General features: G+C 68.4%; 13 protein-coding genes and 1 pseudogene. 7 read left to right on the top strand and 7 right to left on the bottom strand.

Translation table 11 applies throughout. The features are described 5' to 3' along the window. The 3 genes and pseudogenes from A5678_RS26590 to A5678_RS16220 form a co-directional block, all read right to left on the bottom strand. Positions 1 to 190: pseudogene (locus A5678_RS26590) on the bottom strand (RDD family protein); the annotation flags it as partial. 102 nt (positions 191 to 292) lie between these two features. After that, entirely contained in the window at positions 293 to 1687 is a 1395-nt protein-coding gene (locus A5678_RS16225) for a cystathionine beta-synthase (protein ID WP_068044100.1), read from the bottom strand. A 70-nt stretch (positions 1688 to 1757) separates the two neighbouring features. Next, a complete protein-coding gene (locus A5678_RS16220) occupies positions 1758 to 2828 on the bottom strand; it encodes an alpha/beta hydrolase fold domain-containing protein (protein WP_068044097.1) in 1071 nt (356 codons plus the stop codon). A 243-nt stretch (positions 2829 to 3071) separates the two neighbouring features. On the opposite strand from A5678_RS16220, the gene A5678_RS16215 reads away from it, so the two are divergent. After that, on the top strand, positions 3072 to 4034 hold the full coding sequence (locus tag A5678_RS16215) for an SGNH/GDSL hydrolase family protein (RefSeq protein ID WP_156746934.1): 963 nt from the start codon (positions 3072 to 3074) through the stop codon (positions 4032 to 4034). 86 nt (positions 4035 to 4120) lie between these two features. Then, positions 4121 to 5338, top strand: coding sequence for an acetyl-CoA C-acetyltransferase (locus A5678_RS16210; protein WP_068044109.1), 1218 nt, complete (start codon positions 4121 to 4123; stop codon positions 5336 to 5338). 143 nt (positions 5339 to 5481) lie between these two features. On the opposite strand, the gene A5678_RS16205 is transcribed toward A5678_RS16210, so the two are convergent. Next, positions 5482 to 6333: a Bax inhibitor-1/YccA family protein gene (locus tag A5678_RS16205; RefSeq protein WP_068044107.1), complete on the bottom strand. Its 852-nt coding sequence runs from the start codon at positions 6331 to 6333 to the stop codon at positions 5482 to 5484. 223 nt (positions 6334 to 6556) lie between these two features. On the opposite strand from A5678_RS16205, the gene A5678_RS16200 reads away from it, so the two are divergent. Genes A5678_RS16200 through A5678_RS16190 form a run of 3 tightly spaced genes read left to right on the top strand, consistent with a single transcriptional unit; the run spans position 6557 to position 10151 of the window. Further along, a complete protein-coding gene (locus A5678_RS16200) occupies positions 6557 to 7594 on the top strand; it encodes an enoyl-CoA hydratase/isomerase family protein (RefSeq protein ID WP_068044105.1) in 1038 nt (345 codons plus the stop codon). A 13-nt stretch (positions 7595 to 7607) separates the two neighbouring features. Then, positions 7608 to 8384, top strand: coding sequence for an enoyl-CoA hydratase (locus A5678_RS16195; RefSeq protein WP_068044094.1), 777 nt, complete (start codon positions 7608 to 7610; stop codon positions 8382 to 8384). A gap of 6 nt (positions 8385 to 8390) precedes the next feature. Further along, positions 8391 to 10151 carry an alpha/beta-hydrolase family protein gene (locus A5678_RS16190; RefSeq protein ID WP_068044090.1) on the top strand — a complete coding sequence of 587 codons (1761 nt, stop codon included), beginning with the start codon at positions 8391 to 8393 and terminating at the stop codon, positions 10149 to 10151. Here A5678_RS16190 and A5678_RS16185 read toward each other — a convergent pair whose 3' ends face one another. Together A5678_RS16185 and A5678_RS16180 are read right to left on the bottom strand one after the other, a co-directional pair. After that, positions 10152 to 10595, bottom strand: coding sequence for a rhodanese-like domain-containing protein (locus tag A5678_RS16185; protein WP_068044089.1), 444 nt, complete (start codon positions 10593 to 10595; stop codon positions 10152 to 10154). Further along, on the bottom strand, positions 10595 to 11191 hold the full coding sequence (locus A5678_RS16180; protein WP_068044087.1) for a cysteine dioxygenase: 597 nt from the start codon (positions 11189 to 11191) through the stop codon (positions 10595 to 10597). Before A5678_RS16180 ends, A5678_RS16185 begins: the two co-directional genes overlap by 1 nt. 110 nt (positions 11192 to 11301) lie before the next feature. Here A5678_RS16180 and A5678_RS16175 point away from each other — a divergent pair, with 110 nt between their 5' ends. Next, positions 11302 to 11745 (top strand): lipoprotein LpqV, encoded by a 444-nt coding sequence (locus A5678_RS16175; RefSeq protein WP_068044085.1) that lies wholly within the window; start codon positions 11302 to 11304, stop codon positions 11743 to 11745. A gap of 89 nt (positions 11746 to 11834) precedes the next feature. Beyond that, complete coding sequence (locus A5678_RS16170) at positions 11835 to 12911, top strand: patatin-like phospholipase family protein (RefSeq protein ID WP_068044083.1); 1077 nt, start codon at positions 11835 to 11837, stop codon at positions 12909 to 12911. Positions 12912 to 12932: 21 nt separating this feature from the next. Here the strand turns inward: A5678_RS16170 and A5678_RS16165 are convergent, their stop codons facing one another. Then, positions 12933 to 13817 carry a patatin-like phospholipase family protein gene (locus A5678_RS16165; RefSeq protein ID WP_068044103.1) on the bottom strand — a complete coding sequence of 295 codons (885 nt, stop codon included), beginning with the start codon at positions 13815 to 13817 and terminating at the stop codon, positions 12933 to 12935. Between the last annotated feature and the right edge of the window lie 13 nt (positions 13818 to 13830).

Below are 13830 nucleotides of genomic sequence, written 5' to 3'. Positions count from 1 at the left end.
TGTAGGACTCCGTCGGAAACGTGCGGATCGCCGGTCCGGTTGGCGGCGGCGCGTACCCTCGGGAGGACGGCGGGGGCGGCGGGTAGGAGCCGCGGGGCGGGGGCGGGGGCGGAATGGCCTGCCCACCCGGTGACCCAGGCGGCGGCGGAGGTGGCGGATAAGCGTCGCCGGACGGCGGTTGATCGGTCATGGGCACCCCTTCCACTGCGGACCAGCTGAGCCAGGCCGCATTACAGTACCTGAGCGCGCAGCGGCCGGGCGAGAAGCGCGTCGCAGCCGAAAGGCGGCCCCGCTAGCGCCGGCGCGGCCCGTCCGAGAGGAAGCCGAGCAGGTCATAGCGGGTGATCACACCGACCGGTTTGCCCTCCTCGACCACCATCAACGCATCCCAGTCGCGCAGCGCCTTGCCGGCCGCGCTGACCAACTCCCCCGCGCCGATCATCGGCAGCGGCGGGCTCATGTGCATCGAGACGGCGTCGGCCAATTTGGCCCGGCCCTCGAAGACGGCCGAGAGCAGTTCACGCTCGGAGACGCTGCCGGCCACCTCGCCCGCCATCACCGGCGGCTCGGCGCCGACCACGGGCATCTGGGACACCTCGTACTCGCGCAGGATGCCGATGGCGTCGCGCACGGTCTCGGACGGATGCGTGTGCACCAGGTCGGGTAGGGCGCCGGACTTGCCGCGCAGCACATCGCCCACCGTGGCCTCCTCGGTGGAACCGTCGAGGCGGCTGCGCAGGAACCCGTACGACGACATCCAGGCGTCGTTGAAGATCTTGGCCATGTAGCCGCGCCCGCCGTCGGGCAGCAACACCACGACGAGCGCGTCGGGTCCGGCCTCCTCGGCGACCTTCAGCGCGGCCACCACCGCCATCCCGCACGACCCCCCGACCAGCATCGCCTCCTCGCGGGCCAGCCGCCTGGTCATGTTGAACGAGTCGGAGTCGGACACCGCGATGATCTCGTCGGGGACCGTGCGGTCGTAAGCGTCCGGCCAGAAGTCCTCGCCGACGCCCTCGACCAGATAGGGACGGCCGCTGCCGCCGGAGTACACCGAACCCTCGGGATCGGCGCCGATGATGCGCACCTTCCCGCCGGACACCTCTTTGAGGTAGCGGCCCGCGCCGGTGATCGTGCCTCCGGTTCCGATGCCGGCGACGAAGTGGGTGACCTTACCGTCGGTGTCGGCCCAGACCTCCGGGCCGGTGGTGGCGTAGTGACTGGCCGGGCCCTCGGGGTTCGCATACTGGTCGGGCTTCCAGGCGCCCTCGATCTCCCGGGTCAGCCGGTCGGAGACGCTGTAGTAGCTGTCGGGGTGCTCGGGCGGCACGGCCGTCGGGCAGACGACCACCTCCGCGCCGTACGCGAGCAGCACGTTGCGCTTGTCCTCGCCCACCTTGTCGGGGCAGACGAACACGCACTTATACCCGCGCTGCTGTGCCACCAGCGCCAGGCCGACGCCGGTGTTGCCTGAGGTGGGTTCGACGATGGTGCCGCCGGGCTTCAGTAGGCCGCTCGCTTCGGCGGCATCGATCATCCGCACCGCGATCCGGTCTTTCGAGCTGCCCCCGGGGTTGAGGTACTCGACCTTGGCCGCCACAGTGCCGGCGCCGTCGGGAACGACGGAATTCAGGCGGACTAGCGGCGTACCGCCGATGAGCTCACTGATGTGCTGGGCGATCCGCATGCGTTCATCGTCTCAGGCAGGTTCGCGGGGTGCACGACGGCTTCGGAGTTGGTTCCCAGCGGGGCTCGCGCTAACCGGTGGCCTCGCGGATATAGTCGCCGATCTGCCGCAGCGAGCGAACCGCTTCCGGGACCATGGGCGAGGCCAGCTGGAAGTCGTGAATCTGGCCGGGCCACACCCGCACCTCGGCCGGCACACCGACCGCGGCCAACCGGCTCGCCGCCAGCCGCGCGTCGTGCAGCAACACCTCGGATCCCGACACGTGGATGAGCGTCCGCGGCAGGTCCGGCTTGATGTGCTCCACCGGTTCGTAGATCTCCTCGGGCCGCCCCCCGACTTTGTGCTTTTCGGCCGCGCTGGCAACCAACTCGGCGAGCGCGTCGAACGCCCGGGCGGAGAACATCGCGTCGGTGTTGATGTTGGGATGCGCCTGCTTGTATTCCTTTGCCAGCTGCAGCAGCGGCGAGATCATTACCAGCGCAGCCGGCTCGTCGCCCTCCTCCTGGAGGCGTTGCGCCAACGAGAGCGCGAGGTATCCACCCGCGGAGTCGCCGGCCAGCACGATCTGATCCGGCTGGTATCCACGCAGCCGCAGCCATTGGTAGCCGTCATGGCAGTCATCGAGCGCCATTCCGATCGAATGCTTGGGCAACAGCCGGTAATTGACCACCAGAATCGGCGCGTCAGCAAACTGCGACAGCGCTTCGACCAGCCGACCGTGCGAGTTCGCCCCGCACGTCAAGAACGCCCCACCGTGGAAATAGACGACCACCCGCCGGGTGCCGTCCGCGGGCAGCACGCCCGGGGCGCGCACCAGCTGCGCCGACGCGTTGGGCAACTTCACCGTCTCGCGGACGGTGGCCGTCACCGGGAGCACCACCCGGGCCGCGAGATCGATGAGGCCCCAGGGCCAGGGGAAGTTGGGGACATGGCTGCCGACGGACAGAACCGGCCGGATCGTCACCCGCGACGTCAGGTTGGCCAGCCGCGCAGCAACGCTGGGCCCGGATTCGAGGACCTCGACGGGGGTGCCATCGCTCATCGCGAACTTGCGCGGCCTGTTGGCCCTGCGAGCCGCGAGGACGTCGTGGGGACGAAGGGCAATCCGGGGCGAGCCGGATACCTTGCCGGGTGCGCTCATGCTCAACACTTCCTACGCCGTTGTAGTGCGATACAGCATGTGACGAGGCGGCTGAGCGCCCGGTTCAGCCGTTTGCTCAAGGCACTCAGCCAACCCCGCGAACTTAGCTTGACAGGCGATTCTTAAGAGAACATTTAAAGAGTCTGATTTGTTACCTCATTTGATTCGCACCGTGATCACATTGTTGATCAGCCGACCCCGCAAACATGCAAGCCGAACTAAACTGGTGGCGTGACCATGCGGGTGCCCCGTCGTTCGGCAATCGCCTTGGCCACAGCGGGCGCTCTCGCCTCGACAGGAACTGCCTATCTGGGGGCGCGCAACCTGCTGGCCGGCCAGGCGACGCACGCGCGCACCGTCATCCCCAAGTCGTGGGACATCCCGCCGCGCGCCGACGGCGTGTACACCCACGGCGGCGGGCCGGTGGAGCGGTGGCACCGCGGCGTGCCGTTCGATCTGAGCCTGATGATCTTCGGCGACTCGACGGCCGCCGGCTACGGGTGCGAGAGCGCCGAGGAAGTGCCGGGAGTGCGGATCGCGCGCGGCCTGGCCGAGCAGACCGGCAAGCGAATCCGGTTGAGCACCAAGGCAATCGTCGGCGCCACGTCGAAGGGCCTGTCCGGCCAGGTCGACGCGATGTTCGTGGCCGGCAAGCCGCCGGATGCGGCGGTGATCATGGTCGGCGCCAACGACGTGACGGCCCTCAATGGCATCAGCCAGTCGGCGCAGCGGCTCGGAATGAGCGTCCGCAAGTTGCGCGCCCGCGGTGCGGTGGTCATCGCCGGCACCTGCCCGGACCTGGGGGTGATCACCGCTATCCCCCAACCGCTTCGGTCCCTGGCACACGAGCGTTGTTTGCAACTGGCGCGCGCCCAAGCCACATCGGTTCGGGCCGCCGGCGGAACGCCGGTGCCCCTGGCGCAGCTGCTGACCCCGCAATTCCGCTCCACGCCCCACGTGATGTTCTCCCCGGACGGCTACCACCCGTCCGCCCCGGCTTACGCGATCGCCGCCGACGCGCTGCTGCGCGCGCTGTGCGAAGCGTTGGGCGAGGAGGTCGATCTCCCGCCGCTGGAGTTGGCGGCATCGATGACCACACCGGTGCTCGGTCAGCGCCACACCCGAATCAGCGTGATGTCGCGGCTGTGGCGGCGCCCGGTGCCGGGACCCGCCCCGTCTTCGTGCCCACGGATCGCCAGCGACTAGATTTGTGCCAGCCCGTCGGCGTGGAGCAACCACCCGGTTTATGTAGCGAGCTCGTCGAAATCCGGAAGGGATTGAAGGGAACCGTCATGCCTGAAGCCGTAATTGTCTCAACTGCTCGCTCGCCGATCGGCCGCGCGATGAAGGGGTCGCTGGTCTCCATGCGACCCGACGACCTGGCCACCCAGATGGTGCGGGCCGCGCTGGACAAGGTGCCCGCGCTCAACCCGCACCAGATCGACGACCTCATCCTGGGCTGCGGCCTGCCGGGCGGCGAGTCCGGCTTCAACATGGCGCGCGTGGTCGCCGTCGAGCTCGGCTTCGACTTCCTGCCCGGGACCACCGTGAACCGGTACTGCTCGTCCTCGCTGCAGACCACCCGGATGGCGTTCCACGCCATCAAGGCCGGCGAGGGTGACGCCTTCATCTCCGCGGGCGTGGAGACCGTGTCCCGGTTCGGCAAGGGCAACTCCGACTCGTGGCCCGACACCAAGAACCCGCTGTTCGACGACGCGCAGGAGCGTTCGCAGGCCGCGGCCGCCGGCGCCGACGAGTGGCACGACCCCCGCGCCGACGGCAACCTGCCCGACGTCTACATCGCGATGGGACAGACCGCCGAGAACGTGGCCATCCTGACCGGCATCAGCCGCGAAGACCAGGACCGCTGGGGCGTGCGCAGCCAGAACCGGGCCGAGGAGGCGATCAAGAGCGGGTTCTTCGAGCGTGAGATCTCCCCCGTCACCCTGCCCGACGGCACCACCGTCAGCACCGACGACGGCCCCCGTCCCGGCACCACCTACGAAAAGGTGTCCGAGCTCAAGCCGGTTTTCCGGCCCAACGGCACCGTGACCGCGGGCAACGCCTGCCCGCTGAACGACGGCGCCGCCGCGCTGGTAATCACCAGCGACACCAAAGCCAAGGAGCTCGGCCTGACGCCGCTGGCGCGCATCGTGTCCACCGGCGTCAGCGGCCTCTCGCCCGAGATCATGGGCCTGGGCCCGATCGAGGCGTCCAAGAAGGCGCTGGCGCGGGCGGGGATGTCGATCAACGACATCGACCTCTACGAGATCAACGAGGCCTTCGCGGTCCAGGTGCTGGGTTCGGCACGCGAGCTGGGCATGGACGAGGACAAGCTGAACGTGTCCGGCGGGGCGATCGCGCTGGGCCACCCATTCGGCATGACCGGCGCGCGCATTGCGACCACGTTGCTCAACAACCTGCAGACGCACGACAAGACGTTCGGGCTGGAGACCATGTGTGTCGGCGGTGGGCAGGGTATGGCGATGATCATCGAGCGGCTGAGCTAGGCCGACCGTCCGAGCCGGCCGTCGACTGTGCGGCCACGGCGGCGACACGCCGAGCGGGCTCGCCGCCAGCGCACACTCGACGCCAAGCACACGCGAAAAGACCGGCACGCCAATCGGCGTGCCGGTCTTTTCGTTGACGAGAACTAGTCGTTCTGCAGATAGCTGAGCAGGCGCAGGATCTCGATGTAGAGCCAGACCAGGGTCACGGTAAGGCCGAGGGCGATACCCCAGGCCGCCTTCTCCGGCGCCCCAGCGCGCACCATCTGGTCGGCCGCGTCGAAGTCGATCAGGAAGCTGAACGCCGCGATACCGATGCAGACCAGCGAGAAGATGATCGCCAGCGGACCGCCGCTGCGCAGCCCCAGGCCGGTACCGCCGCCGACGTGGAACATCGCGAGCACGAAGTTGCCGAGCATCAGGGCCAGCACGCCGAACATCGCGGCGACGAGCATCCGGGTGAACTTGGGGGTGACCCGGATCGCGCCGGTCTGGTACACCACCAACATGCCGAAGAAGACACCGAAGGTGCCCATGACGGCCTCCCCGATCAGCACGCCGGCGTTGGCGTTCGAGACCGCGAAATTGGCGAAGACGAACGAGATGGCGCCCAGGAAGAGCCCCTCGAGGACGGCGTAGCTGAGCACGATGGCCGGGCTGTCCTGCTTGCGGCCGAATGTCGCGACCAGCACCAGTCCCAGGCCGCCGAGCGCGCCGACCAGGGTCAGCGGCATCGCCAGCGAGAGGTTGGACTCCACCAGGAAGTACGAGACCACGGCGGACACCGCCAACACGGCCAGCGTGATGCCGGTCTTGGTGACAACGTCGTCGATGGTCAGCGGACGCGAAGCCCTCGTCTCCTGGTAGGGAGCTTGATATGGGGCCGCGTAGGGGTCGGCTCCATAGCCCTGCATCGGGGCCGCGCCTGTGCCGAATTGCGCGTATCCGCCCCGCTGCTTGGGCAGCGAACGAAATACCGGGTTGCTTGTCTCCCGCACCGTCGGATCCTCTCTATTGGCTTCGAGCTGTGCGAACACAATCTCAACGATCAGCGTTCCGTCCGGGTTCCCGGTCGAGCTGGGCATTTTCCGGCGCCTGGAGCCATCAAACTGACGCAGTTGCTGTCGTCGCGTTAAAGATAACCCTTACCCGCGGGTATCGCGTCGGTCGTCACGATCTAGATTTTTCGTCGTGGGTGGACCGGCGATGGGAGGCCAGGGCGTGACCGACGAATTCGATGAGGTTCTGACCCGCGTCGACGGCACCGTCGGTCTGATCACGCTCAACCGCCCCAAGGCGATCAACTCGCTGAATCAGGACATGGTGGAGGCGCTGCGCGCCATACTGACCGACTGGGCGCGCGACGACGCGGTATCCGCGGTGGTGCTCTCCGGTGCCGGCGAGCGCGGGTTGTGCGCCGGCGGCGACGTGGTCTCCATCTATCACAGTGCGCGCAAGGACGGGGTCGAGGCGCGGCGGTTCTGGCGCGACGAATATCTGCTCAACGCCCAGGTCGCCGACTTCCCCAAGCCATACGTGGCGCTGATGGACGGCATCGTGATGGGCGGCGGCGTCGGCGTCAGCGCCCACGCGAACGCCCGCGTGGTGACCGACACGTCCAAGATCGCGATGCCCGAGGTCGGCATCGGCTTCATTCCCGATGTCGGTGGGACGTTCCTGCTGTCCCGAGCACCCGGTGGGCTGGGTCTGCACGCCGCCCTGACCGGAGCTCCTTTCTCCGGGGCCGACGCGATCGTCATGGGATTCGCCGACCACTACGTGCCGCACGACGATCTCGAGGCGTTCACCCGCGCGATCGTCACCGACGGCGTCCAGAACGCGCTCGCCGAGCATGCCATTGAGCCCCCACCGAGCGTGCTTGCCGCACAACACGGTTGGATCGACGAATGCTACGCCGGCGACACGGTCGAGGACATCGTCGCCAATTTGCGCGGGCATGACACCGGCCCGGCCCAAGACGCCGCCGACCTGATCGGCACCCGCTCGCCGATCTCGTTGTCGGTGACCTTCGAAGCCGTCCGGCGTGCCGCCAAACTCGAGACGGTGAAAGACGTTCTCGTCCAGGATTATCGGGTGTCGTCGGCATCGCTGCGCTCACACGACCTGGTCGAGGGCATCCGAGCACAGCTGATCGACAAAGATCGCAAGCCGAAGTGGTCGCCCGCGACGCTGGCCGCGGTGACCGCGGCCGACGTCGAGGGGTATTTCGCCCCGGTTGACGACGACTTGAGTTTCTAGAAAGGCGATTTGGATGACAGACTTTGAAACCATTTTGGTCGAGCGCGAGGAGCGCGTCGGCACCATCACCCTGAACCGGCCGAAAGCGCTCAACGCGCTCAACACCCAGGTGATGAACGAAGTAACCATGGCGGCAAAGGATTTCGATAACGATTCCGGCATCGGAGCGATCATCATCACTGGTTCGGCCAAGGCGTTCGCCGCCGGCGCCGACATCAAAGAGATGGCCGCTCTCACGTACGCGGACGCTTTCGACGCCGACTTCTTCGCCCCCTGGGCCAAACTCGCCGCCGTGCGCACCCCGACCATCGCCGCGGTGGCCGGGCACGTGCTCGGCGGCGGCTGCGAGCTGGCCATGATGTGCGATGTGCTGATCGCCGCCGACACAGCGAAGTTCGGCCAGCCGGAGATCAAACTGGGTGTGCTGCCCGGGATGGGCGGCTCCCAGCGCCTCACCCGCGCCATCGGCAAGGCCAAGGCCATGGACCTCATCCTCACCGGGCGCACCATCGACGCCACCGAAGCCGAACGCAGCGGCCTGGTTTCGCGTGTGGTGCCGGCCGATGATCTGCTCGCCGAGGCCAAGGCCGTCGCCACCACCATCTCCCAGATGTCCCGTTCGGCGGCCCGGATGGCCAAGGAGGCCGTCAACCGCGCGTTCGAATCCACGCTGTCCGAAGGGCTTCTCTACGAGCGTCGCCTCTTCCACTCTACCTTCGCGACGGAGGACCAGTCCGAAGGCATGGCGGCGTTCATCGAGAAGCGCCCTCCCAACTTCACCCACCGGTAGGCTGCGATGAGCGAGCCGGGTACAGCGACCAACGCCGACACCGCCGGCAACCAGACGGCCGTCGCCGAGGAAGCCGCGCGCGCGGAGACCGGCCCGCCAACTCGCGAGCCGCGGCCAACCGAAAATCCTTGGTGGGTACGCCATTACACGTTTATGGGCACCACGGTCGGCCTCATCTTCATCTGGTTCTCGATGACGCCGTCACTGCTGCCCCGCGGCGCGCTGTTCCAGGGGCTGGTCAGCGGCATCTCCGGCGCGATCGGCTACGGTTTCGGGGTCTTCGGCGTATGGTTGGTCCGTTTCATGCGTACCAAGAAGTACAGCCCGCCCGCCCCGCGCTGGGCATGGATGGTGCTGATCCCGGTCGGCGCGGCCGGCATGGTGGCGATGGCGATCCGGTTCCACGTCTGGCAAGACCGCGTGCGCGACCTGATGGGCGTGCAGCACCTGAAGTGGTACGACTACCCCGTGGCCGCGGGCCTGTCGCTGGTCGTGCTGTTCACCTTGGTCGAGATCGGTCAGTTCATCCGGTGGCTGGTCCGTTTTCTGGTGGAACAACTGGATCGCGTTGCGCCGTTTCGCCTTTCGGTGACCATCGTGATCATCGGGCTGCTCGCGCTCACCATCACCGTGCTCAACGGTGTCGTGCTCAAGTCCGCCATGCGCACCATGAACAACACCTTCGCCTCGGCGAACAACGAGATGAGTCCCGACACCGCGCCGCCGAAGACCCCGCTGCGGTCCGGCGGTCCCGAGTCACTGGTGTCGTGGGAATCCCTTGGACACCAAGGCCGCATCTTCGTGGAAGCCGGCCCGAGAGTTGACCAGCTGACCGCCTTCAACGGCGCTCCGGCAACCGAACCGATCCGGGCCTACGCCGGGCTGAACTCCGCGGACGGCATCACGGCGACCGCCGAGCTCGCGGCGCGCGAGCTGCAGCGCACCGGAGGGCTGCGACGCGCCCTCGTCGCGGTCGCGACCACCACGGGCACCGGCTGGATCAACGAGGCGGAAGCCGACTCGCTCGAGTACATGTACAACGGCAACACCGCGATCGTCAGCATGCAGTATTCGTTCCTACCGAGCTGGCTGTCCTTCCTGGTGGACAAAGAGAACGCCCGCCACGCCGGGCAGGCGCTGTTCGAGGCCGTCGACCGGCTGATCCGCCAGATGCCCGAAGCGCAACGCCCGAAGCTCGTCGTGTTCGGCGAGAGTTTGGGATCGTTTGGCGGCGAAGCTCCGTTCATGAGCCTCAACAACGTGCTCGCCCGCACCGACGGCGCGTTGTTCAGCGGACCGACATTTCAGAACACCATCTGGACCGACCTGACGTCGACGCGCGACGCCGGTTCCCCGCAGTGGTTGCCAATCTACAACGACGGCAAGAACGTCCGGTTCGTCGCTCGCCCAACAAATTTGGGACGCCCGAACTCCACGTGGGACCGCCCGCGGGTGGTCTATCTGCAGCACGCCTCAGATCCGATCGCGTGGTGGTCCCCCGACCTGCTGTTCAGCCAACCGGACTGGCTGCGGGAGCGGCGGGGCTACGACGTGCTGCCCGACACACGCTGGATCCCGGTGGTGACGTTCCTGCAAGTCACGGCGGACATGGCCGTGGCGGTCGACGTTCCCGAGGGCCACGGCCACCACTACGTCGCCGACGCCGCCGACGGCTGGGCCGCCGTGCTGTCACCACCGGGTTGGACGCCGGAAAAGACCAACAAGCTACGGCCACTTCTTCATTCGGATGCGACGTCGACCGGGTAGCTAGAGCCAGCGGCGACCAGGCTTGCCCGAGTCGGCGAGCACTCCGCCGCCGAGCGAGCCGGCAGCGGAAAGCTGTTGGAGCACACCGGCACCCGCGAGCGCGTGATAGCCGCCGATGACGTCGGTGGCACGGTGCAGGCCGATGTCCAGCAGCGCGGCGGCCGCGAGGCTGGAGGTGTAGCCCTCCGAGCACACGATCACCCATTCGACGTCGTCGCTGACGGCCTCGGGCAGCTTGGCCTCGCTGGTCGGATCGCAGCGCCACTCCAAGACGTTGCGTTCGATCACCAGCGCGCCCGCGATCTCCCCCTCGCGGAAGCGCTGGGCCTGCGGCCGGATGTCGACGAGCACCGCCCCGCGCCGCACCGCGTCGGGCACTTCGGCGGCGGGAAGGCGACGGTAACGGCGCCGGGCGGACCTCAACACGACGTCGATGCGGCTCATCACGGTCCTTCCGGTTGGTCGGTCAGTTCGGTGCGCTGGCGGCGCAACCGATTTCGGCCGGTGACCTCGTAGTAGGACATCGCGGTCAGCGGCGGCGAGTAGGCATGCACGCTGAGCGAAGGGGGCGCCAGCCCCGCGTCGGTGCCCGCCAGACCCGAGACCGGAACGGTCACGGGCCGCGGCGCCCACACCACGTCGTGCACCCAGCCCAGCGGGAACCCGGCCTGATCGCCCGCGTCGAGCCGGCGACGCCGCAGCGCGCGGCCGTCCCAACGGAATTCGTTGAGCGACCCGGACAGCACCGTCAGCGCACCGAGGGACCCACCGTGGTCGTGCAGTTCGGTGTGATGACCGCGAACCCAGCTGATCAGCCAGACGTCCAGCTCCTCGTCACCGTGGATGCGGGTGAACCAGCGCCGCGACTGGGGCATTCCGCCCGGCGGCAGCAGGTGGTCGCAACGTCCGCTCAGCACGTCGTCGGCGGCCCGGTCGGTGGCGTGCAGGAGGTCGGGAACCCGCAGGCGGGTCGGCCCCGACGATGGGGACGAGATGGTGCGCGGGCGCAACGCAGCCGAAGCGGCGAGGGATACAGACATCGGAGAGCTCCAGAAAAACGGTCGGACAGGCGGCGGCGTGTTACGGCCGACAACACTCACAAAATCCGAAGCGCTCCATCACGGCCGCCAGTGTTGCATAGATTGAGAAGATGCGCTGGTGCGGTCAACGGCCCCGGCTGTGGGGCACGCTCGCGGTGGCGGCCGGTTTATTGGCGGCCACCGGATGTTCGTCCGGCGTCCCGAGCGGTAAGCCCGCGTCCTCGCCCGCGCGGCCGGCGGGCATACCGGGCGGCACGAATGCGGCACCGCCGGGCGCCGTCGGGCTCTCCCCGGCGGGCGTGACGACCAGGGTCGACGTGCCGGCGAATTCGACCGAGGAAGAGTATTACCAGGCCTGTCACACGGCAAAACTGTGGATGGATGCCCAGCCCAGGACCGGTGAATCCCTGTTCGAGCCCTATTTGGCAATGGTCCAGGCCGCGCCGTCGGGCACCGCGGGCAGCTGGAATGCCCGCTGGGCGGACCTGACGGCGGCCCGGCAGGCGGCCGTCATCACCGCCGCACGCGCCGCCGCCAACGACGAATGCGGCTAGTCTTCGAACTCGTGCGCGATTGAATTCACGGGTAGAAGAAAGTGCCAACCCGGCCGCCGCCGCACCCCTCCGCCGCGCAAAATGAACAGATGCCGGACGGACCTGGCGGAGTCGTCCGCCGATCGTCACCGACGCGCGTCGCGTTGGCACTGGGCAGCGGCGGCGCCCGCGGCTACGCCCACATCGGGGTGATCGACGCGCTGCGCGCCCGCGACTACGAGATCGTGGGGATCGCCGGCTCGTCGATGGGCGCGCTGGTCGGCGGTTTGGAGGCGGCCGGGCGTCGCGACGAGTTCGCCGACTGGGCGAAGTCCCTGACGCAGCGCACCATCCTGCGGCTGCTGGACTTCTCGATCAGCGCGGCCGGAGTGATGAGGGCCGAGAAAATCCTGGAAACGGTGCGCGACATCCTCGGCCCGGTCGACATCGAGCAACTGCCCATCCCCTTCACCGCGGTGGCGACCGACCTGTTGGCCGGTAAGTCGGTGTGGTTCCAGCGCGGCCCGGTCGACGCGGCGATCCGCGCGTCCATCGCCATACCGGGCGTGATCGCCCCGCACGAAGTAGATGGGCGGCTGTTGGCCGACGGCGGCATCCTCGACCCGCTGCCGATGGCCCCCCTGTCGGCAGTCAACGCCGACGTGACCATCGCGGTGAGCCTCAGCGGCAGCGAGGCGATCGCCGCCCGGGACGCGGAGTCCGGCGTGACCGCCGAGTGGCTGAACCGCATGGTGCGCAGCACCTCCGCGCTGCTCGACACCGCCGCGGCCCGGTCGCTGCTCGATCGGCCCACCGCGCGAGCCGTCCTGGGCAGATTCGGCGGGTCTACCGCGGAGGCGGACAGCTGGTCGGAGGATCTGGACGTCGAGGAGCCCGCGGCCGGGGACGATGCGGCCGGTGAACTTGCGGATGCCGCACCCGAAGTGCCGAAGCTGGGCAGCTTCGAGGTGATGAACCGGACGATCGACATCGCCCAGGCCGCTCTGGCGCGCCACACGCTGGCGGTCTACCCGCCCGACCTGTTGATCGAGATCCCGCGCTCGACGTGCCGGGGCCTGGAGTTTCACCGGGCGGCGGAGGTGATCGCCGTCGGCCGTGCGCTGGCCGACGAGGCCCTGGACGCGTTCGAGGACGACCGCACCGCGCCGCCCGCGATCGAAGGCTGAAACCCGCACTGCGCCAGCACGTTAGCCGCCCGGCTCGGCGATGCCCAGGAAGCGCGCGACGCCCGGGGCTTCGCGGCGGCCCTGGTCGCGTCCGGCCAGTGCCGACGCGACGCGACATGCGGGGTCCAACGGGTTGGACCCGAAGGCCGCCAGCGAGTCCGCGTCGGCGAACACCGCGAACGTCGCGCCGGTGAAGGCGGAGATCTCCGCGGCCGGCCCGTCGCCGAACGGCGCGGGCGCGTCCGCGCCCGAGGGCACCAGCACCACCGCCGCGTCGCAGTCGTCGGCCACGCCGAGGTTGACCGAGCTGGCGATCCCGCCGTCCATGTAGCGCCGGCCCGCGATCGACACGGGTGGCCACGCCCCGGGCACCGCGCAGCTGGCCGCCACCGCGTCGACGAGGTCAACGCCGGATGCGCAATCGAAAACCACCAATTCGCCGGTGTCCACGTCTATCGCGGTGATCCGCAGCGCTCGATCGGGCCAGTGGTGCGACGGCAGGCGTTGGGCGATCACCTGGCGGCGCACCGGCGGCGGAACGGTTTTCGTCGCCAACGCCACGGCCCCGATTCGCTGCATCTGCTGCCGGATCTTGTTCGACGGGTCCGCAAAGGGCTCCGCCAAGGCCGCCAGGAACATTTCGGTGATCGTGTCGACGTCGACCCCGGAATCGATCTCGGCCGACGATTCGGCGACCTGCCGGTCGAATAGCACGTCAAGCGTGCTGCCGCTGCCGATCTGCGCGGCGACCGCAGAGCCCGCCGAGGTCCCCACCAGGACATCGGAATCCAGCAACAGCCCGGCCGCCGCCGGGGACACATCGGCGATACCGCGCAAAACGCCTGTCTCCCAAGCGATTCCCGCTATTCCTCCACCGGCCAGCACAAGCGCTCGTCTGGTTGTCACGCCCACCCACTCT

Origin of the sequence: Mycobacterium sp. E2733, assembly GCF_001667585.1 — a bacterium.
Classification (GTDB): domain Bacteria; phylum Actinomycetota; class Actinomycetes; order Mycobacteriales; family Mycobacteriaceae; genus Mycobacterium.
The sequence above is the reverse complement of the archived record's forward strand: the minus strand, read 5'-3'. Positions and strand labels throughout refer to the sequence as shown.